Raw genomic sequence first — 21,316 nt, 5'->3', positions numbered from 1 at the left:
GGAAAGGACGGTTCATCGATATGAACGACGACAACAACCCGCAGGGGTCCGGCCCCGGGGGCAATCCTTGGATCAAGAGCCTGATGGTGTGGGGCGGAATTTTCCTCGCGCTGCTGCTCGTCGTCTCGATGTTCGGTCAGGCAGGGCAGGCGCCCGGCTCGTCCATCGGCTACTCCGAATTTCGCGAGCGCGTCGCTGCCGGCAGCGTCAAGGACGTCCAGATCGCGCCGAACCAGATCACCGGCACGATGAAGAACGGCGATACCTTCGCCACCACGCCGGTGGCGGGTGATACCGGCCTGCCCAAGATGCTCGACGACGCGGGCGTGTCCTATTCCGGCAAGGAAGCCGAGCAGCCCAACGTCCTGCTCTACCTTCTCATCCAGTCGCTGCCGTTCATTCTCATCCTCGGCATCGCCTTCTTCGCGCTGCGGCAGGTCCAGAAGGGCGGCGGTGCAGGCGGGGCAATGGGCTTCGGCAAGTCAAAGGCCAAGCTCCTGACCGAGAAGCAGGGACGGGTGACATTCGCCGATGTCGCCGGCATCGACGAGGCGCGCGAAGAGCTCGAGGAAATCGTCGAGTTTCTGCGCGATCCGCAGCGGTTCTCCAAGCTCGGCGGCCAGATCCCGAAGGGGGCGCTGCTGGTCGGTTCGCCCGGTACCGGCAAGACCCTGCTCGCGCGCGCCATCGCGGGCGAGGCGGGCGTGCCGTTCTTCACCATCTCGGGTTCGGACTTCGTCGAGATGTTCGTCGGCGTCGGCGCCAGCCGCGTGCGCGACATGTTCGAACAGGCCAAGAAGAACGCGCCGTGCATCGTCTTCATCGACGAGATTGACGCGGTCGGTCGTCACCGCGGCCACGGCCTCGGCAATTCGAACGACGAGCGCGAGCAGACGCTGAACCAGCTCCTCGTAGAGATGGACGGGTTCGAGGCCAACGAAGGCATCATCATCATCGCGGCGACCAACCGCCCCGACGTGCTCGACCCCGCGTTGCTGCGTCCGGGCCGCTTCGACCGCCAGGTCGTGGTGCCGGTGCCCGACATCGACGGGCGCGAGAAGATCCTTGCGGTCCACATGAAGAAGGTGCCGCTGGCGCCCGACGTCAATGCCCGCACGATCGCGCGCGGCACGCCCGGGTTCTCGGGCGCGGACCTCGCCAATCTCGTCAACGAGGCGGCGCTGCTGGCCGCCAGGCGCAACAAGCGCCTCGTGGCCATGCAGGAGTTCGAGGACGCCAAGGACAAGGTCATGATGGGCGCCGAGCGTCGCAGCATGGTCATGACCGACGATGAGAAGAAGATGACCGCCTACCACGAGGCTGGCCACGCGCTTGTCTCGATGCACGAGGCGGCCTCGGACCCGATCCACAAGGCAACGATCATCCCGCGCGGCCGCGCGCTGGGCATGGTGATGCGCCTGCCGGAGCGCGACAACTACTCGTACCACCGCGACAAGATGCATGCCGACCTCGCGGTCAGCATGGGCGGCCGCGTGGCGGAGGAGATCATCTTCGGCCACGACAAGGTCTCGAGCGGCGCGTCGTCCGACATCCAGTACGCGACCTCGCTGGCCCGCAACATGGTCACCAAGTGGGGCATGAGCGAGAAGCTCGGCCCGCTGCAGTACGAGCAGTCGCAGGAAGGCTACCTCGGTTACGGCGGCAGCCAGCGCACGATGGGCTCGGACGAGACCAACAAGCTGATCGACGCCGAGATCAAGGCGCTTGTCGAAGGCGCGCACCGTCGCGCAACCGAAATCCTGAAGACGCAGGAGGACAAGCTGCACCTGCTCGCGCAGGCGATGCTGGAGTACGAAACGCTGACCGGCGACGAGATCAGGGCCCTGCTCGATAACGGCAAGATCGACCGTCCCGACGCGCCCGCGTCGCCGACTGCCAAGCCGGTGCGCGGCTCGGCGATTCCCAAGGCCGGACGTCGGTTCGGCGGAGAGGCTCCCGCCGCGTCCTGACCGGCGGGTGTCGGCCTAGCGGCTGATACCGAGCTGGCTGGCTGCGGCCTCCAGCTCGGCCTTGCGCGAAGGGTTGGCGGCGATCGCTGCCGTCAGCGCCTTCGCTGCAGCCGCATCCTGGCCGAGCGTCTTGCGGCTGCGCATCAGCATGATCCAGCCGTCGATGTTCGATGGATCTCCGGCCAGGCGCGATTCCAGCTTGGCGACCATGCCTTCGGCCATTGCGCGTTGTTCGCCGGGCGGGATGCTGCCTGCGGCGGCAAGCTGTTCCTGACTTGGACCGGGAATGGCATCGAATGCCGGATGTCCGGCAGCGGGCTCCGGCTGGCTGCCGCGCGCGTCTGCGATTCGCTTGGCCACTTCGATGTCGTTGATCTTGCCGACTTGCTCGATCGTGCGCACGAGATCCGCTTCCCACGGCGCTCCGGGTGGCGTGTCGGCAAGCAAGGCGATCCAGTCTCCGATCGCGCCCTGGTGGTCGCCCGTCAGGTCCTTTGCGACCGCCAGGAAATAGCGCCCGCGCGGGTCCTTGGCATCTAGCGACACCGCCTTGCGGAATGCGTCGCGCGCGCGATCGGGCATGGGATCGCGTTCGCTCGCCATCACCAGCGCTTCGCCAAGGCTCGACCACAGCGCGGCGTTGCCGGGGTCGGCTTCGCTCGCCTTTCCGTAAGCGTCTGCCGCGTCGGCGAAACGCCCCGCGTCGAAGTAGGCGATGCCGAGGCGCTGCCACGCGCCTGCATCCCCGGGGTTCGCCTTGGCATCGGCCTCCAGCGCGGTCAGCGGATCCGCGGGCACGGCGGCCGCCGCGGGCGAATCCTCCGCGTCCATGAGACGGTATCCGATCGCTCCTGCGGCAAGCACCAGCGCACCTGCCGCAATCACTCCGCCCTTGCCAATGGCCACCTTCTCGTCCTCCCTGATCGAGCCCTCATCTAGCAAGCAGGTCACTTTCCAGCAAACGCGCTGGATAATCGCGTCGTCGTGGTTATGATGGGCCGTTGCCTGGGGGGTGGCATGCCGGGAACCGAGACGGGGATAGTGGACGTAGCGATCGTCGGATCGGGCCCAGCGGGCCTGAGTGCCGCCGCGCATGCTGCTGCCAAGGGCCTCAGTCACGTCCTCCTTGAGAAGACCGACCACCTCTCGGACACGATCTTCAAATACCAGAAGGGCAAGCACGTGATGGCCACCCCGGCCCATCTCGTGCTGCGGTCCGACCTCGACTTCGACGCAGGCAAGCGCGAGGCGATCCTCGAGACCTGGGACCGGCAGATCGCCGAGAACAAGGTCGAGGTCATGCTCGACGCCGAAGTGTCCTCGATCACCGGCCACGCGGGGGATTTCACGCTGACGCTGAAGCGCGGCGTGACGGTGCGCGCCAAGGCGGTGATCCTCGCGATCGGCACCCAAGGCAACCCGAACCTCGTGCGGTGCCCCGTCACGCAGGGCACCATCGTCCAGTACCAGCTCGACGATCCCGGCGAGTACGTCGACGAACACATCACCGTGATCGGTGCCGGGGACGCGGGCATCGAGAACGCGATGGGCCTCGCCGCCGATCCGCAGCAGAACAACACCGTCACCATCGTCAACCGGTCGGCCGACTTCGCGACCGCCAAGGAAGCGAACGTGCAGGCGTTGCTGGCCATGGAATCCGAAGGGCGAATCATCGTCCGACGCGAAACCACCGCCGCATCGATCGGCGACGGCCAGATCGTCTTCGACACGCGCGACGGCCAGGTCACGGTCCCCTGCAACCGGGTGATCGCGCGTATGGGCTCCGCACCGCCGCGCGCCTTCGTCGAAGGCATCGGTGCCGAGTTCGAGGAGCGCGACGGCAAGCGGGTCATCAAGGCCGGTACGGGCGTGACATTCACCAGCGCCGACCGGGTCGCCTATCCGGTGCTCAGCCCCCGCTTCGAATCGTCCGTGCCGGGCATCTACGTCATCGGCGCCCTCGCCGGGTATCCGCTGATCAAGCACTGCATGAACCAGGGCTACGACGTCATCGAGTTCCTCTCGGGCAACGACGGCCTCAAGCCCGCCGACGAGCCGATCCTCGAGGAAAAGTTCGCGGGCCTGCCCGGCAACAAGTCGGTCGACGAATGGCTCGAGCTGTTCGGCCGCAATGTCATCATCCTGCAGGAACTGTCCGCCCTGCAGCTGCGTGAACTGATGCTCGATTCGCGGGCGCGCGCGTTCGGGAAGGGCGAGGTGATCTTCGAACGCAACGCTCCGGGATCGTCGATGTTCGCCATAGCGCAGGGCTCGGTCGCGGTCGAAGTCAATCCAGCGGACCCCTCGATCACGGTGCCGATCGAGGAAGGTTCGATCTTCGGCGAAGTCGGCCTGATCTCGGGCCGCCGGCGCGGCGCCACGATCCGGGCTGCCGAGCCCACCGTCGTCCTGGAATTCTCGCGCAACGCGGCGCTCAAGCTGCTCGCCACCGCGCCCAGCGCGGCGCGCGCGGTCAACCGCATCTCGATCGAGCGCCAGCTCCTGCAGATGTTCGGATCGGGCCTCACCCCGTCCGATCTCGCCGAGATCATCGAAACGGCGGTGGTCGAGGACAAGCGGGCGGGCGAAGTGGTGATCGCCGAGGGCGACGACGACAAGGACGTCTTCGTGATCCGCCGCGGATCGATGATCGTCGAAAAGGACATCGGCGGGAACCCGGTGTTCCTCAGCTACTTGCCCGCCGGATCGTATTTCGGGGAGATGGCGGTCATCGACGGATCGCGCCGCACGGCGACGGTCAAGGCCGCGATCAAGAGCCAGGTCGTGCGCTTTCCCGGTGAGGCCTTCGTCAAGTTGCTCGAGCGCAAGCCCAAGCTGCGCGAGAAGGCGCTGGCCGACATGGCCGGCCGGCGCGAGGTCAACGCGTTCATCGAGAGCCGCAAGGACAGCTTCGGCGACGCGGCCGACTATTACTCCCAGACCGCCAAGTTCCTCGTCGACAACGGCATCGGCGAGGCGACCGACGTGCTGCTGATCGACCAGACGCTGTGCGTCGGCTGCGACAACTGCGAAAAGGCCTGCGCCGACAGCCACGACGGATTGTCGCGACTCGACCGCGAGGCGGGCAAGACCTACGCGCACCTCCACGTGCCGACTTCGTGCCGCCACTGCGAGCATCCGCACTGCATGGCCGATTGCCCGCCGAACGCGATCAAGCGCGGCCCCGATGGAGAGGTCTTCATCGACGAGACCTGCATCGGCTGCGGCAACTGCCAGCGCAACTGTCCCTACGGCGTGATCCGCATGGACGCGAAGCCGCCAAAGAAGCCCGGCTTGCTGTCGTGGCTCATGCTCGGCATAGGGCCCGGGCCCGGCGAAGCGAGCTATGCCTGGCGCAAGAAGAAGGCCGAACAATCGGGCAAGGAGACGCCCAAGGTCGCGATCAAGTGCGACATGTGTTCGGGTATCGAAGGCGGTCCGGCCTGCGTGCGCGCGTGCCCGACCGGCGCCGCGATCCGCGTCGGCCCCGAGAAGTTCCTCGCGGTCAGCCAGGCGGATCGGGACGACTGATGGCGAGCCTCGCCAACGAGAGCGGAAGCCGCCGGGGCCCCAGCGACCACGAGAGCTTTCTCGTCCACAAGCGTTTCCGCTGGCTCAAGATCGCGATCGCACTCTGCGTTATCTTGTCGATCGGCTACGCCTTCGCCGACGTGGACCCGCGGCCCAACGGGGGCACCTGGTACGGCTACACGCTGGGCACGATCGGCGTGGCGCTGATCGTCTGGCTGTCGCTGCTCGGCATTCGCAAGCGCGCCATGACCGAGGGACGCTGGTCGCTCAAGGCATGGACTTCGGCGCATGTCTATCTCGGACTTTCCCTGATCGTCATCGCCACGCTGCACACCGGATTCCAGCTCGGCTGGAACGTCCACACGCTCGCCTATGCGCTGATGATGCTGGTCATCCTCTCGGGGCTCTACGGGGTGGTCGTCTATGCCACGTTGCCCGAGAAGCTTTCGACCAATCGCGGCGACATGTCGAAGAAGCAGATGGTCGAGGCACTGGGCGCCATCGACCGCCAGCTCGAGGCCGCGGCGCAGCCGCTGGCCCGCGACGAGAGCGACCTCGTCATTGCGGCGCTGGAGCAGGATGCGTTCAAGGCCGGGGTGATCGCGCGCCTGACGAACAGCTATCCGCGGTGCCGGACCGAGCGGGCGCTTGCCGCATTCGCGGCGGACCGTTCGCGTGACGAGCACGAAGACAGGGTCTTCGGCCTGCTGCAGCGCCGCTCGGCCCAGCTCGGACAGATCCGCCGCCAGATGCGCCTTCGCGCGCTGCTCGACATCTGGCTCTACGTCCATATCCCGGCGACGGTTGCGCTGCTCGGCGCGCTCACGGCGCACGTGATCAGCGTGTTCTATTACTGGTAGCGCCGCGATGACGTTCCGCCTCCGCCAGATCCAGACCACCGCCGCAGGGCGCGAGATCGTCCGTGAGCGCACGGTTGACGGCGAGCGGCTGACGATCGGCCGTTCGGCCGAGAACGACGTCGCGATTCCCGACCTTGCGGTGGAGCAGCACCACGTCATCGTCACCGCCCAAGGGCGCTCGCTGACGTTCGAGGCGGCCGGAACGCTCGGGTTCACGCTCGACGGACGGAAGCGCACCGCCGAAACGATCGACGACGGCGGCGCCGAGCTCATTCTGGGTTCCTACCGCATCGATTTTGCCGCCGGGCCCGATGGGGAGTTCGAGGTCACCGTCCGCAGCCAGGAAGAGCGGGAGAGCGGCGAGGGTCTCGGCACCCACGGTTTCCGCCTTGCGAACACCTGGCTTCCGAGCAAGCGACCGGTCGCCTGGACGCTGCTTATAGCGATCTTCCTCGCCTTCCTCGTCGTGCCCATCTGGAGCCACATCAACCGCGAGCCGGTCAAGCCCGACTACCGCAAGCCAGGGCAGGTCGCGATGGATGCCAGCTGGTCGACCGGCAAGCTCAGCCTCGCGCACCGCGGGCTCGAGGACAACTGCGAGGCCTGCCACGCGAAGCCCTTCGTCGCTGTGCGTGACGATACCTGCCTCACCTGCCACGAGAAGATCGGCGACCATTCGGCCAAGCCCAGGCTCACGCTCGCCCGCGGTCCCCTGAGCTGGGGAGATCAGGTCCAGCGCGACATCGCGGACGTGTTCCACAAGCCCGGCGCGGGCGCCTGCACCGATTGCCACACCGAGCACGAAGGCGAAGGGCGGATGGAACCCCCGGCGCAGAAGTTCTGCGCCGACTGCCACGGCACGATGGACAAGCGCATCAAGACGCCGCTCGGCAACGCGCACGACTTCGGCAAAGGGCATCCCCAGTTCCAGGCGGCGGTCCTGACCGTGCCGGGTGCGGAGAAGGCGACCCGCCTGTCGCTGGACACCAAGCCCAAGGAATTTAACGGCCTCAAGTTCCCCCATGCGATGCACCTTTCGAAGGGCGGGGGCGTTGCGCAGATGGCGCGGCGGCTCGGGGCGGGGAAGGGCTACGGCGCGCCGCTCGAATGCGCCGACTGCCATACGCCGACGTCGGACGGCGTGCGCTTCCGCGAGATCGACATGGAAACGAGCTGCGGCACGTGCCACAGCCTCGTCTTCGACAAGGTCGGCGGGACCTTCCGCACACTGCGCCACGGAGACATCGACCAGATGCGTGCCGACCTGGCAGCCGCCGATCGCGTGCCGCGGAGGCCGATCGCCAGCGGGCGCAAGCGCCCGGGTGAGTTCGCTCCGGGCGGGCTCTACTATGGCAACTTCGCGCCGCCCCAGGCTTCGTCGGTTCCGCTCGCCTCGCGCGTCCTGTCGACGCGCGGAGTCTGCACCGAATGCCACTTCCCGAGCGGAAGCGGCGTGATGGAAGTCGTCCAGCCCAAACGATACATCGCCAACGGCTGGTTCGATCACGAGCCGCACAAGCGCGAAAAGTGCACGACGTGCCATGCCGCGCCGACCTCCAGTTCGGCGACCGACGTGCTGCTGCCCGGCATCAAGACCTGCCGGACGTGCCACCTCGGCGAGGACGCGGCGAAGCCAAAGGTCCCGTCGAGCTGTGCCATGTGCCACAGCTATCATCCACGCGGAGAACTGGCCCCGGTGCGGGTCGGCAAGGACGCGGCGGACAGGAAAACGAAAACATGATCGAATGCTTGGGTCGCAACGGTTCGGGGAGAGCGCGGCAATGTTGATCGCGCAGCTGACCGACATCCACATCGGGTTCGACCCGGACGAGATGCCCGAGGAACTGAACCTCCGGCGCTTCCGCGCGACGCTCGCGCGGCTGCTCGGCGGGCCCAACCGCCCCGACATGCTGATCCTCTCGGGCGACATCACCGACAATGGCGACCTTGAAAGCTTCGAGGATGCGGCCGCGCTGGTTTCAGGTTGCCCCTTCCCGGTGTGGCCGATGGTCGGAAACCACGACAGCCGCGAAGGACTGTTCCATGCCTTCCCGCACATTAAGGGCGAGGGCGGGTTCGTGCATTATGCGGTCGACGCGGACGGTTTGCGTATCCTGCTGCTCGACACGCTCGAGCCTGGTCGCCACGGCGGCGCATTCTGCGAAGCGCGGGCGCGGTGGCTCGCGGCCGAGCTTGCAGCGCATCCCGACACACCGACGCTGATCTTCATGCATCACCCGCCGGTCGTGAGCGGGATCGACTGGATGGACCCGGCAGCGACGGAAGACTGGATCGTGCGCTTCGGCGACGTCGTGGAAGGGCACGAACAGATCCGCGGCATCCATTGCGGACACCTGCACCGGCCGATCCACTCGACGTTCCGGGGAATCCCATTGAGCGTGACCGGATCGTGCGCACCGCTCGTCGCGATGGACCTGCGCCCGGTGGACCGCGATCACCCCGACGGCCGCGACCTCATCACCACTGAGCCGCCGAGCTATGCGCTGCACCGCTGGGACGGAAGCTCGATCGTGAGCCACTACGAGGACGTCAGCGGCTGGCACGCGCTTGCGCACTACACCGACAAGCTGCAGCCGATGATCCACGACATGTTCGGCGAGCGCGACTAGTCAGCCGCGCATTTCGGGCTGCGGCCCGGGATTACTGAGCGGCCGCCAGAACCGGGCCGCTTCCCGCAACCCAGCGCTTCATGTCGGGGGTGTCGGAAACCTTCCACGGCACGCCCTTGCTGGTGAGGAACAGCTTTTCCATCTCGCTGCGGTTGAACGGGCGCGAGCCCAGGCGGCCGAAGACCGCGATCTGCCCGCCCGTCTCATCCACCGCGCGATCGCGGTCGAGGCCCTTCGACATCGCCAGCGCCGGGCTCGGCGTCTTCGCCCAGGCGATCAGTTCGGGCATCGGCGCTGGGCTGAAACCGTAGAAGTTGGGCTGGCTGTCGGGACTGGTGAGCTGGAGCACCTTCATCCCGTTCCGCCCGTCGGCGACATAGGCGAAGAGCGATGCATTGGTGGACGCTACGACCACGTCCTCGACGTCGTTCATGCGCCCGCCGAACGTCTCGCGCTTGTAGATCGAGGGCGCCGCCGGGTTGGTCACGTCGACTATGACGAGGCCTTCTCCCTTCGCCGCGACGTAAGCGTATGTCCGCGCGAGATAGAGACGCCGCGCGTCGGCAATCGGGATCGTGCCCGACGGCACCGGAACCGGCTGGCGCAGGTTCGTCACGTCGAGAAGCTCGACGCCATTGCGCGTGGTCACCCAGAGATACCGGAACTGGATCGCGCTCGCACGCGCGTCGTCGAGGGGCACAATTGATGCAACCTGCGGCTTCAGCGGGTCCTTCAGGTCGACCGCGACCAGGCCCTGCGCGGCCGTGATGTAGGCCACTTCGCCCGCCAGCACGATGTGCCGCGCGCCGTAGAGCACGCCGTCGGGATTCCAGGTGACGCTGCGCTTCAGCTTGTTGTTGCGGAATTCGCCGTCGGCCATCGTGTTGACGTTGACCAGGATCAGGCCTTCTTCCGCATCGGTGATCGCGGCGTAGCTGTAGATCGGCAGGAAGTCCTGCTCCTGGTTCATCTCGCGCATTTCCGGCGTGTTGCGCAGCGGGTTGATCGGCTGGTTCGTCGGCAGCGCCATGCAGGTCGCGTTCTTCGAAGGCACGTGCGTGTCGTGACCCAGCGGCGAGAACGGCGCGGTGACGATCCGCTCGGAGAATCCCTTGTTGGCGATCGAGGCGACATCGTAGACGCGGAAGCCGCCCTTGCCTTCGGCGACGAAGATGTACTCGCCGCGCAGCTGCAGGCAGCCGACCTTGTCGCGGGTGCCTTCGTGGACGTTGGCGAAACGTTCGAACGCCTTGGTTTCGCCCGAAATCTTGCTGTCGAAGGTCTGGCCGCGGGTCCAGTCCTTGAGCTCGCGGCCGTGTTCGTCGACGAACTGCGCGTAGTAGTCCGGGTAGGCGTACTTGTGCAGGTAGCTGCCGAGCACCGCCTGCGGTTCGTCCCATTCGGTCACGCGCACCGCCTCGAACCCGCCTTCGAGCCCGGTCCACGCGTTGAGGCCGAGGAAGTTCACGTAGTTCGTGCCGAGCAGCAGCAGCTGCGCCATGATGGCGTTGTTGTCGTCCTTCTCGGACAGGTGGCAGTCCGAGCAGGTCTTCGTCTCGGTCGTGCGCACGGTATGCGGGAAGTGCGGCGCGAAGGCCTGGCTGGAGAACCCGATCGCGCTTACCGGCGGCTGCTGCACGTAGATGCGTTCGCGGTTGATGTTGGTGGAGCTCAGCACCAGCGCCGAGCTCGAGCGGACCGGGGCTACCGCGTTGCCCTTGGTCGTCTGGTGCTTGCCGAGCTGGAACATCTCGTCGCGCGCGACCTGCGGGTTGTAGGTCGCGAAGTTGCGCGTCGTCTCGCCTTCGAAGTGGTGCTCCTTGGTCTTCCAGTTGGCCTCGATCGGAAGATGGCATCCGCCGCAGCTCGTGGTCCACGATAGGTGGCAGGTGAAGCAGGTCATTTCCTCGTCGCGGTGTGCGCGGTCGCCGGCAGCGATGCCCGGTCCGAACGAGAACAGGCCGTCTTCCGCGCCGGTCCTGCTCATGAGCTTCGCACGTGCCGACTTGGCATTGAACCGCGGGCTCGCCGGGTCGACCGTGTCCTTCACCAGGCTCACCCGCCATTCGAGCTTGGGATCGATGATCGAACGCTGGATGAGCTGCTGCCGGCCGGCGGAATCGTAGGTCCATTCGAACCGGCGCTGACCGTCCGGATTGCGGATGAGCGCGAGGTTGTTGCCCTTGGGCGGTGCGGCCGGGCCGCTCGTCATGAGGTTGGGATAGGCGTCGGCGGTGCCGTGGCAATCCTTGCAGGTGATCTCGATCGCGTTCGCGACTTCGCCGTAGATCAGTCCGTTGCCGTGGCTGTCCTGTGAAAAGTGGCAATCGGCGCACTGCATGCCCTTCTCGGCGTGGATGTCCATCAGGTGCACCGACTTGCCCGGGTTCACGCCGACGGGCACGAACTTGCCTTCGCCTTCCTTGCGCCACTTCTCCGGATCGTCGTTGGCGACGATGTTGCCGTCCTTGTCGAGCAGGTTGCCCTGGCGGTCGCGCTTGAAGATGCCGCGGAAGTTCCACCCGTGGCCGTGATAGTCGGCGAACTGGGTGTCCTTGAGCGTGGGGTTGAGGTCGTAGACGTTGCGCAGGAAATCCACGTCCGACCACTTGCCCTTGGGCGCGGCGCCCTCGGGGTTGCGCTCATTGACCTTCCGCACTTCCTCGGCGGTCGGGTACTTCTGCTTCTCGGGCCACATCGCGGGCGCGTCGGATTCGTAATCCCACATGGTGTAGCCGAGGAACGAATTCAGGAAGATGTTCGGCTGGTGCATGTGGCAGTTCATGCACTGCGCGGTCGGGATCGACCGGGTGAATACGTGCTGGAGCGGGTGGCCCTTTTCGCGGTCGTCGCCGGCGCCCATGGCTTCGTCGCCGTGGTCGCCCTTTTCATGCCCGTCCTTCAGCGCGCCGTGTTCCCGCTTGTCGGCGATGGTGGGGTCGGCGGTGATCGTCTGCCCGTCGCGGCCGTACTGGGCATAAGTCAGCGAATGGCGCGGCTCGCGGTCGTTGGCATAGACCACGTGGCAACTCGCGCAGCCCGAATGGCGATAGTCGCCCGGCTGGTCGTTGGTCCCCATGAACCAGGTGAACGGATCGTTGAGCCGGGTCTTGTGGATGTTCAGCACCGGGATGGCCACCCTGAGGCCGGTGCCCGGCCCGCGGTTCGATTGCTTGAGGTCCGGCCGGCCGGGCTCGTCGAGCCGCTGGATCTGCCCGGTCGGGTTGGGCAGGCCGATCTCGGGAAAGATCGGATTGATCGTGCGCCCGCCGCGCTCGAAGACGCGGAACACGTCGCCCGGCGGGATCACGTGCCAGGCCGGTAGCGGATAGAGCGCCGCGAGCGCGCCGCGCGCCTTCTGCTGGTCGGTCACCGTTCCCGGCGGACTGCCGGGGGCGACGATCTTCGCCGGGTCGCCGTCACGCGTGTAGGCTTCGCCGAAGATGTAGCTTTTGAACGGCGCGATGCCGTTGTTGTAGGCCGCGCCGCCCCAGAGCATCGAGCCCGATGCCATGAGCGAGCGTTCCGCCGCCTCGATCACCGGCATGTGGCACGCACCGCACGCTTCGCGCGCGACCCGGTAGTCGCTGGGATTGACGAAGCGGACGAACTCGGGCGCTTCCTTGTTGAGCAGCGCGAAGCTCGCCTTCGGATTGGCCGACGAGGGGAAATGCCAGCTTTCGGGATAGGTCGGCAGGACGTGCGCCTTGTCGCGGGCGGCGACATAGACCGCATCGTCGCGATCGAGCTGCGGATTGCCGACGACGGAGGCATCGCCGCCGTGGCAGTCGGTGCAGCCGAGCCGGACCGCGGGTGAGAGGTGCATCGTCGGCGCGTCGCTCGCCACGTGGCAACTTGTGCAGCCGTCGCTTTTCGACGCCATCTCGGCGATCGTCTGGGTGAGCGGCGCCGCCGGATAGACCGGATACTCGCGCTTGACCGGCTTTTCGCCTTCCGCTGCGCGCGAGGTCGACCAGCCGATCCCGCAGACCAGCGCCAGCAGGGCGAACAGCGCGAGGAGGCGATCGGCGCGGGCCATCAGTAGGCAAATACCACGTTGGCGAGCACGGAGTAGTAATTCCGGTTGTCGTTGAAATTATCGAACAGGTCGCGGAATCCCTTGCCCGGGACGAGCGCGGCGGCCGAGAGGCGCGCGACCGCGTTCTGGTTGGCCCACGGCCGCCAGATGGCGGATGCCGAAAGATCCCAGCCGATCTCGCGCGGGATCGAGCCTTCGTTGCGCAGCGCCTGCAGCGAACTCGTGTTCTCGAACCACAGGTGGTTTGCGTTGGTCGACAGGCGCAGCGTCGGGGTGAGGTCGAAATCTCCCCCCAAGCCGATCATCATCGTGCCCGGGTTGTTGAAGTTCGATTGCCCTTCCTCTTTCGAGGAGCGCAGCGAATTGAGGATGCCGTTGCGTCCGTTGAGCGAAACCGCGCGCGCGCCGCCGGCGAAGGGGATCGTCTGGCGGATCCAGTAACTGGTGTCGGCGCCGGCGAAGACCGGGTTCTCGAACACCGCGTCGAAGCCGCCTTCGTGGTTGTCGGTCGGGTCGCTGTCGCCGGTGGCATAGAGGCCCGACAGGCGGAAGCGCATCCAGTCCTTGTCGTAGCTCAGCTCGGCCGCGCCGAAATAGGCGCGTATCACCGCCGACTTGCTGGTGAAGAAGTTGAAGCGGTCCTCGCCGAATGCGCCATAGGCGCTCGCGGTCAGGTTCAGGCGACCGATCCGTCCGTCGGCGTTGTACCCGACGTACACGACGTCGTAGTTGCGCGGGCGGTGATCGCCCAGCAGCGCCGGGCGAATGGGAAAGCCGTTCTTGTCGGAATGAAACTCGTCGCCTTCGCGGTTCATGTTGTAGGCGACGGTCACTTGGCTCGTCAGCGCCGGGATCAGGAAGTCCTGGCGATAGACGTTGCCGATGAAAAGCCAGTCGTCGCGCGGCCGCACGGTCAGGTCGTTGAGCCCGGAGTTCGTATCCTTCGACACGCGCCAGATCGCCGCCAGGTTGTACTGGAAGCGGTTGTTGTCGCGGTTGCCGAACAGCCGGACGCCCAGGTTCTGATCGTTGAATAGGAACCCGCGGAAATCGCTCTGGAAGGGCTGGATGCCGACGCGGATCGAATCGAAATCGTACCGGTCCGAGGTGTTGCGGATGTGGTAGTCGATGAAGGCTTCCTGCACCCCGACGAAATAGTCGAAGCGGTGGCTCGGCGCGGACGGCTCGACCAGCAGCACGCGCCGCTCGGGCACGTTGGCGTAATTGAAATTGACCGCGACCGCGACGCGGTACTCGATGTCCGGCGGCTTGAAGGCGGTCGATCCCTTCGTCAGCGCTGCGCCCGCGATGAAGGTCTGCGACAGGACGTAGCTTGCGTCCTTGCCGAACACGTCGAGGCTGCCCGGGCGCTCGGTCGTCTGCAGGCCCACGGGGATGGGGAAGGTGCGCGGTTCGATCACCGTGTCGCTGATCAGGCTCGCGGTGAAGAACCAGTCGTGCCCCTTGATGAGAGGCCACTTGTCGGGATCGAGCGGACGATCGCCCTTGAGCGTGTTCTGGTTGTAGGGATCGAACCAGCGTTCCTTGACCACGCCCAGGGTCTCGATGAGGCGCCAGCGATCGGGAATCGGCACCTGGTCGGCGGGAAACGCCTCGGGCGGTGGCGCGCGGACCGCACCCGGGTTCGTCTGCGACTGGCGATCGGGAAGCGGGGAATCGTATCCGGGCCGTCGCCGGCCGTCGATCACCTCGTTGTCGACCTCGGGAACCTCGGCGGGCTCGGCTGCGGCCTGCGTCTCGACTGCCTCCGCGTGTTGCGAATCGGGGGCGTCAGGAGGGGTCTGGCCGTCCGTCGCAGGCGACAGAGCCAGGGCAGACAGCAGTGTCAGCGCAGCAGACATGCGATTTTTCGCCCCTTCCCTGACGGAAAACTGCGAAAAATCCGCACCAAAAGCAATTGCGAACTTGCGAAATCGGACAGGTAGGGGAGAATGGACCTGCTTCGATGGGCGGGCGCAGAGAAGCTGCGAGGGAGATACGTCGATGGCAAGACTTCGGAATTTGGCCAGGATGGCAGGTAGTACCGCCGTCGCGGCAGCTGCTGTGCTCGTGCTTACAGGCGCGCCCAATCGGGCCGCAGATCACCTCGATCCGCCGACCCGTACCGATCCGTCGGTCGATCCGACGGTCGATCTGCCCGGTGACATAGCGGACGTTTTCGCATGGCATGGCCCCGGGACCGTGCGACTCGCGGTCACGTTCGGCGGTCCCAACAATCCGAATGCGCCGGCGTTCTACGACCGCGACGTGCTCTACAAACTGTTCATCTCGACCGCGCCGCCCGACGACACGCCCGAGATCACCATCCGGGTCCAGTTCGGTCAGGGCACTCGGCCGAACGAGCATGGCGTCCGGTTCCAGGGCATCCCCGGCGTGACCGGCACGATCGAGGGGCCGGTCGAAACGACGCTTGAGAAGGACGGCGTGCGCGCCCGCGCGGGCCTGCATGACGATCCGTTCTTCTTCGATTCGCGCGGCCTTCGCGAATCGCGCACCACCGGCCAGATCCGCTTCAACAACACGCGCGATTTCTTCGCGGCGCAGAACGACACGGCGTTCGTGATCGAGGTCCCGCGCGAGCGACTCGGCAACGGCACTATAAAGCTGTGGTCCACCACGCAGCGCTTCGGGGGGCAGCTATGACCCGGCTTCTTGCACCCGCGATCTCGCTCGGCGCGATCCTCGCCCTGTCCGGTTGCGGCGGCGGCGATGCGCCCGCAGCTACCGCCACGCCGACTCCAGTCGCTACGGCTACCGGCGGCACCGGCAGCCAGACGACCTTCACCTACAACGTCGAACCTTGCTTCACGCAGATCGTCCCGAACACGGGCGGGCGCACGGTGCGCGAGATCATCGTGCCCGACGCGCTGACGTTCGACCTGTCGCGGCCCGCGGATTTCCCGAACGGGCGCGATCTCGACGACCAGACTGTCGACATCACGGTGGCGTTCCTGTTCCTCGATCTCACCGAGAGCGGGCAGAGCCTGCGGACGTTCGCCAACCTCCCGCTCAACCCGCCTTCGAGCGATCGGGCGCCGATCACGACCTTCCCATATCTCGCGCCACCGCAGGGCAACCCGCCGCTGGCCGCGACTACGGGGACGAGCTTCAATTTCCGCAACGATCCCGAGTCGGCCTATGTCACCGTCGATCGCATGGGTATGCCCGCGATCGCCCCGGCGATCATCGGCGGGCCGATGCGCATCGCCTATAACGATGCACCGCAGACCGCCGACCTGCAGGGTCAGTTCCGCGCCGAGCAGACGGCGCAGCTGACCATGCTGATGAACGCGATCGGGGACGACCTCGTCAACATCGGGCTCGACATTTGCGCAACGCGTATGTGACGCAGGAAAAGGACGGCGCGGGTCGGCGGACCGTTACCGGTATCGCCGCGGCGGTCCTGGTCGTCTCGGGCGTGGCTGCGGTGGAATATTTCCGCAGTGCGCCTTCGACCGTGGAAGCGCAGCCGCTCGACCCCGCCAGCCTGACCCCCGGTTACGGGCCGCGGACGTTCGCGGAGGCGCTCGCCGCGGCCGACAGCAACCTCGAAGGCAAGCGATACCTGCTCGCGCGCGAGCCCGGCGACTGGCTGCGCATGGAAGGCGTCGCGCGTGCGCTGCTGGCGCGCGCCCGCCTTACGGCAAGCGCCGAAGACATGGCCGAGGCCAATCGCATCCTCGAGGAAGCGATCGCTTCGGCGCCCTGGCCGTCGGGCCCGACGCTCTCGCGGGCCGGTGCGGCCTTGCTCATCCACGATCTCGCCAATGTCGAAAAGGCCCTCGCCCGTTTCGACGAATCGGTGACCCCGCCCAATGTCGTCGATGCGGCCGACGCGCAGGGAATGCGCTGCGAAGTCGCCTTCGAGCGCGGCCGGATCGCGGAGGCCCAGCGTCTCTGTGCCGGCGGCGACGACCTTGGCCTGTCACTTCGCCGCGCCAACATGGCGCTCGCCGGGGGCGATCCTGCCGAGGCGGCCCGACTGGTCGAGATTGCCCTGCGCACGCCGCAGCAGAGCCCGTTCCAGCTGGCGCGCCTCATGCTCCAGCGCAGTGCCATTGCGCTGGGCGCGGGCGACTGGAAAGCGGCCGCCGCGTGGGCCCGCGCCGCCGACGCGCGGTTCCCCGGGTACTGGCTGGCCGAGGCATTCGTGGCGCAAGCGCTCGCGCTGGAAGGCGACACAGCGGGCGCGGAGGCGGCCTATCGCAAGGTGGCGGAGCGCACCGGCGATCCCGACGTCTACGGCGCGCTCGTCGTCCTGGCCGAGGCACGCGGGGACGAGGCGGCGAAGGCTCGCTACCTCGCAGGCGCGCGCAAGGGTTGGGAAGCGCGCGCGGCGGTGCTGCCGCAAACCTACGCCGGTCACTATGCCGAGCATCTCGCTCTGGCGGGCGATATCGACCGCGCCCTGACGATGGCCGAATCCGACTACGCCGTGCGCCCCTACCTCCAGCCGATGACCGACTACGTCTTCGTGCTTGGCGTGGCAGGCAAGCACGAGGCGATCGTGCGCGTGGTCGAAAAGGGCGAAGCGGCCGGCTTCCGTTCGGCGTCGCTCAAGCTTGCCAAGGCTGATGCCCTCGATGCGCTGGGCCGCACCGATGAAGCCGGGAAAGTCCGCAAGGAAGCGCTGGCGATCAATCCGCGGGTAACCGATCCGCGGCAGGCGTTTGTTCACTTCCGGCAAGACTAGGAACCGGCCACCGCCGGGCGACTAGAGACCCTGGCAGGCGTTCTGGTCGTTGGTGTCCAGGAACGGTGCGAACGGACAGTTGACGTAGCGCAGGCGCACGCCCGCTCCGACCGGGATCACGATCTGGTCGGCGCGGATATTGGCGGGCGCATTGGAGATCGAACCCACCCGCGCGGCCCCGTTGTGAACGCCCAGGAAGCTGATCATGTCGTCCTGGTCGATACCGTCGCCCGATACGCCGATACCGCCGACCAGCACGCCGCCCCGGTAGATCGGCACGCCGCCAGAGAAGATCTGGATCCCGTTGGCGAGCCGCCGCTGGTTGTTGGGCGCGGGCGGGATGAGGGTGCACTGCTGCGCCGTATCGTTGAACGGCTTTCCTTCGGTGAACAGCGCATGCTGCAGGACGTTGGACTTGATGAGCGCAACCTGCAGGCCGGTCGCGAACGGATTGAAGTCCTCGATCGGACGCGAGAAGGGGCCCTCGGGCCGTCCCGCTTCGCCATCGGGAAAGTGCGGGCGGGCGAGGTTGCCGATCGAACGCGCGCCGAACGCCCACTTGCCCGTCAGCGCCGTCTGGTCGTTGAAGAACGTGCGCGCCCGGGTGACGTAGCCGGCGACCTCGGCATCGGGATTGTCGATCAGCTGCTGGGCCGCAAACGGTCCCGAGAAGAACGTCACCGTCCTTGCCTTCTGGAGCGAGACGTCGGTCCCGAACAACGGTGCATCGGGCGCGCGCACGATGCCGAGCACGCTGCCGTTGGTATCGACCAGGCTGATGGTCACCTGCGCGCGGCTGTCGAGCGGGCGGCGGATCTGCGCGCGCGACCGGCTCATGATCCGGTAGGCTTCCTCGAGGATCGCGCGCGATTCGGCGGCCGTCAGCGGCTGAGCGACCGAGCCGGCATCGGTGCCGCCGCGGATCGGGTAGCGATTGCCGCCGCTTCCGTTCGACAGCACGAATGCGTCGGGAAAGGCGAACTCGGCCGAAGTGGCAAACCGGTATCCGCTGGCCTCGGTGCCATAGGGCGTCCCGGCGATGATCGGCCCGTTGTTGTATCCGGTGACCGCGACGAGCAGCCCGATCCGTCCCTGGATCGCGGCGAAATCGGTCTTGAGCGGGCTCAGGTCCGTCACCCGCATATCGCTGTAGCGTAGCGTCGCGCCATCGACCGTGATCTTGTCGGCGGTGATCGAATCGGGCGCAGCGAAGCCCTGCAGGCCTGCAAGCGCGATCGCCTCCTCGTCGTCTATCTGGAGGTCGACGACGTTGCTGTCGAAGGCATAGTCGCCGTCCGCCATCACGCCGATGCCGCCGACGAGGACGCCGTTCTTGTAGAGCGGGAAGCCGCCCGGGTCGGCGGCGAGACCCAGCGGCGCGCGCTTGGGTCCGATGAACGCCGCCGGCCCCCCGGCGGGCAGGAAGCGCGTGTTGAGATCGGAGCAGGGCAGCTGGCTGAACTGCACGCCCGACAGCGGCCCGCTTTCGAGCCCGACCGTGTTCGGTGCGGGCGGGAAATTCGACTGCACGATCATGCTCGCCGTGCGGCTCGAAAATGCGTTTCCGCCGCTCGAGAGATAGGCCCCGGTGAGCGCCTTGGAGATCGAGGCGATGACCGAGTCGACGTTGGTGCCCTGCAGGTCGACATCGACATCGTTGAGCACGCCGAGCGCGGTCAGCCGGCTCGTCAGCGATCGATTGATCGTGCCGTTCATCACGAACACGCCGAGCACGTTGCCGACCCGGTCGGTTACGGCGATCGTTGCGGGACGGCGGCGCGCGTCGGCTTCACCGGCAGCCTGGGCGATGATCCGCTGGACGTCGGCAACGCTCAGGGATTCCTGTGCCGGGGCCGAATAGAGCGTCGTCGGAGTCGCCGGCGGGGTCGGCGCCGGTCCCGCGGTCGCACCGCCGCCCGAGCCGCTGCCGCTGCCGCCGCCGCCGCACGAGCCGAGCAGCAGCAGCGCTATCGAAAGCGAAGCGACCCGGGGAGAGACCCTCATTGGAGAGCCTCGATGCTGCGCGCAGCCTGCCCGAGGGCCGAACGGAACCCGGCGGGATTGTAGCTTTCGGGGCTTTCCACCGCGCCATAGGCCCGGTTGACCGAGGCGCGGATACCCGCGGCGGCGCCCACGGTGATCCGGCCTTCGCGGACCATCGCGTTGAGCAGCGTATCGATCGCCATCACGGCCTGGGCCGAGCCGGCGTAGTCGGTGAAGCGCGGTGCGGTCGTGCGATCGGCGATCGCCGCGACTACGCGGAACGCGTCGTTGCCGCCGTATCCGCGCTGCGAAAGCGCGTCGGACAAGGCGCCCGCCGCGGCTTCCAGCCGCTGCGCAGCGGCCGCAACCTCGGCGCGGCCCTGGCCCATCGAACGATGGAACGCCGCCGTCGCTTCGTCGAACTTCGCGGCTTGCGCCGGTGCAAGCGTGCGCGCCGCGACCGACAGCATGATGATGTTCTCATCGTTGAAGGGCGGGGTGCCGAAGCGAATCGGCCGGCCCGGATTGGTCTCGAACGTCAGGCGGCGCTGCGGTCCGTCGGTGATCGCCCGGTGGCAGCTGTGGCAATCGAAGAAGAAGAATTCAGGGTAGAGGCCCTGGCTGTTGCGCGCGGGATCGCGGAACACCGCCATCTCGCGCCGCACGGCCTCGGCCTGGCCGACCGCCCAGAGCCGCACGCTCGACAGGTCGCCCTTGCGGCGCACGTAATCGGCATCGACGTCGTGATGCTGCTGAAGGGCGGAGAACAGGTCGAGCTCGAACGACAGGCGCGGGTGACCTGCGGCCATGACCCGGTGCGTGACGAACTGACCGGGCTCCGAGCCCGCGAAATGGCAGTCGAGGCACTGGCGCGCGCGGACCTGCGGATTTTCCAGCGGGACGAGGCCTGCGGCAAGGTTGCTCGCATGGTTGCCGCCGACGGTGTAGTGGGTCGCAAGCCAGCGCTCGGCCGGACCGTGGCATCCTTCGCAGCCGACTCCGTCGGACAGCTGGAACCGCGGACCGCGCGCTGCCGCCGGGGCAGGGGTCGCGTGGCACTGCAGGCATTCGCCCGATGACGTCGCCTCGATGCCCAGCGTCGCCGCGATCTGCCGACCGCGGAGCGAGCTTAGCACTGCATAGGCCCGGCTGTGCGCGCCCGAGGCGCTGCTCGGCTCCTGCCATGTCGCGATTTCGTCCTGCCGGACGACGGCACCGTTGCCTTCGGCGCGGCCGTGGCAGGTCGACCCCGCACAGCTCGCCACTCCGAGATACTGCCCGCCGGCTGCGTAGGCCGCGCCTGCGGCCATAAGGGCGCCGGCAAATGCCAGCGCCGTCGCGATGCCTGAAAGCGGACCCCTAACCGCTCTGGAAAGCACTAGTCGGTCTCCCCATCCCCTGGCAGGCACCCTGCCTCATCCGCGCCCCGCTCGCAATGGACTTGCCACAAATCGTCGTCGCCGACTCCAGCCGCGCCGGCTCGCCGCGTCGATGGCCGTTCCGTGGCCGTAGCCTTCATCCCTAACTCCTCGACGCGCGGGCCACGCCCCCGGGCTCTGCAGCCGGGGCCGTGATCGTGAACCAGTGGC

At 67.0% G+C, this 21,316-nt stretch carries 13 protein-coding genes; 8 read left to right on the top strand and 5 right to left on the bottom strand.

Features of this window, described 5'->3' with window-relative positions:
- The first annotated feature begins 20 nt into the window (after nt 1-20).
- The gene (gene ftsH / locus A6F68_RS00285) at nt 21-1,970 is read left to right on the top strand and encodes an ATP-dependent zinc metalloprotease FtsH (protein ID WP_067674699.1); all 1,950 of its coding nucleotides are present in this window, start codon (nt 21-23) and stop codon (nt 1,968-1,970) included.
- A 15-nt stretch (nt 1,971-1,985) separates the two neighbouring features.
- Here ftsH and A6F68_RS00280 read toward each other — a convergent pair whose 3' ends face one another.
- Nucleotides 1,986-2,876 (bottom strand): tetratricopeptide repeat protein, encoded by an 891-nt coding sequence (locus tag A6F68_RS00280; protein ID WP_232308164.1) that lies wholly within the window; start codon nt 2,874-2,876, stop codon nt 1,986-1,988.
- Nucleotides 2,877-2,987: 111 nt separating this feature from the next.
- On the opposite strand from A6F68_RS00280, the gene A6F68_RS00275 reads away from it, so the two are divergent.
- From A6F68_RS00275 to A6F68_RS00260, 4 genes are read left to right on the top strand one after another with little or no spacing between them, the layout of a single operon-like run.
- Nucleotides 2,988-5,501, top strand: a complete 2,514-nt coding sequence (locus tag A6F68_RS00275; protein ID WP_067674693.1) for a cyclic nucleotide-binding domain-containing protein — start codon at nt 2,988-2,990, stop codon at nt 5,499-5,501.
- Nucleotides 5,501-6,361 (top strand): hypothetical protein, encoded by an 861-nt coding sequence (locus A6F68_RS00270; protein ID WP_067674690.1) that lies wholly within the window; start codon nt 5,501-5,503, stop codon nt 6,359-6,361. Before A6F68_RS00275 ends, A6F68_RS00270 begins: the two co-directional genes overlap by 1 nt.
- 7 nt (nt 6,362-6,368) lie before the next feature.
- Nucleotides 6,369-8,102: a cytochrome c3 family protein gene (locus A6F68_RS00265; protein WP_067674687.1), complete on the top strand. Its 1,734-nt coding sequence runs from the start codon at nt 6,369-6,371 to the stop codon at nt 8,100-8,102.
- Nucleotides 8,103-8,142: 40 nt separating this feature from the next.
- On the top strand, nt 8,143-8,991 hold the full coding sequence (locus A6F68_RS00260) for a phosphodiesterase (RefSeq protein ID WP_067674684.1): 849 nt from the start codon (nt 8,143-8,145) through the stop codon (nt 8,989-8,991).
- A 31-nt stretch (nt 8,992-9,022) separates the two neighbouring features.
- On the opposite strand, the gene A6F68_RS00255 is transcribed toward A6F68_RS00260, so the two are convergent.
- Both A6F68_RS00255 and A6F68_RS00250 read right to left on the bottom strand, forming a co-directional pair.
- The gene (locus A6F68_RS00255; protein ID WP_067674681.1) at nt 9,023-13,030 is read right to left on the bottom strand and encodes an LVIVD repeat-containing protein; all 4,008 of its coding nucleotides are present in this window, start codon (nt 13,028-13,030) and stop codon (nt 9,023-9,025) included.
- The gene (locus tag A6F68_RS00250) at nt 13,030-14,892 is read right to left on the bottom strand and encodes a hypothetical protein (RefSeq protein ID WP_074428248.1); all 1,863 of its coding nucleotides are present in this window, start codon (nt 14,890-14,892) and stop codon (nt 13,030-13,032) included. Before A6F68_RS00250 ends, A6F68_RS00255 begins: the two co-directional genes overlap by 1 nt.
- Nucleotides 14,893-15,061: 169 nt before the next feature.
- Here A6F68_RS00250 and A6F68_RS00245 point away from each other — a divergent pair, with 169 nt between their 5' ends.
- The 3 genes from A6F68_RS00245 to A6F68_RS00235 are packed head-to-tail and all read left to right on the top strand — an operon-like array spanning nt 15,062 to nt 17,744.
- Nucleotides 15,062-15,694 (top strand): hypothetical protein, encoded by a 633-nt coding sequence (locus tag A6F68_RS00245; protein ID WP_084001448.1) that lies wholly within the window; start codon nt 15,062-15,064, stop codon nt 15,692-15,694.
- Complete coding sequence (locus tag A6F68_RS00240; protein ID WP_067674676.1) at nt 15,691-16,398, top strand: hypothetical protein; 708 nt, start codon at nt 15,691-15,693, stop codon at nt 16,396-16,398. Before A6F68_RS00245 ends, A6F68_RS00240 begins: the two co-directional genes overlap by 4 nt.
- The gene (locus A6F68_RS00235; RefSeq protein ID WP_198152632.1) at nt 16,380-17,744 is read left to right on the top strand and encodes a hypothetical protein; all 1,365 of its coding nucleotides are present in this window, start codon (nt 16,380-16,382) and stop codon (nt 17,742-17,744) included. Before A6F68_RS00240 ends, A6F68_RS00235 begins: the two co-directional genes overlap by 19 nt.
- Nucleotides 17,745-17,765: 21 nt before the next feature.
- Here the strand turns inward: A6F68_RS00235 and A6F68_RS00230 are convergent, their stop codons facing one another.
- Together A6F68_RS00230 and A6F68_RS00225 are read right to left on the bottom strand one after the other, a co-directional pair.
- Nucleotides 17,766-19,748 carry a heme-binding protein gene (locus tag A6F68_RS00230; RefSeq protein WP_067674663.1) on the bottom strand — a complete coding sequence of 661 codons (1,983 nt, stop codon included), beginning with the start codon at nt 19,746-19,748 and terminating at the stop codon, nt 17,766-17,768.
- On the bottom strand, nt 19,745-21,037 hold the full coding sequence (locus tag A6F68_RS00225) for a multiheme c-type cytochrome (protein ID WP_084001446.1): 1,293 nt from the start codon (nt 21,035-21,037) through the stop codon (nt 19,745-19,747). The genes A6F68_RS00230 and A6F68_RS00225 overlap by 4 nt, the downstream gene beginning before the upstream one ends.
- Nucleotides 21,038-21,316 lie beyond the last annotated feature (279 nt).

This window comes from Tsuneonella dongtanensis, from assembly GCF_001698205.1.
GTDB lineage: Bacteria > Pseudomonadota > Alphaproteobacteria > Sphingomonadales > Sphingomonadaceae > Tsuneonella > Tsuneonella dongtanensis.
This window is presented reverse-complemented; position numbering and strand designations above follow the sequence as displayed.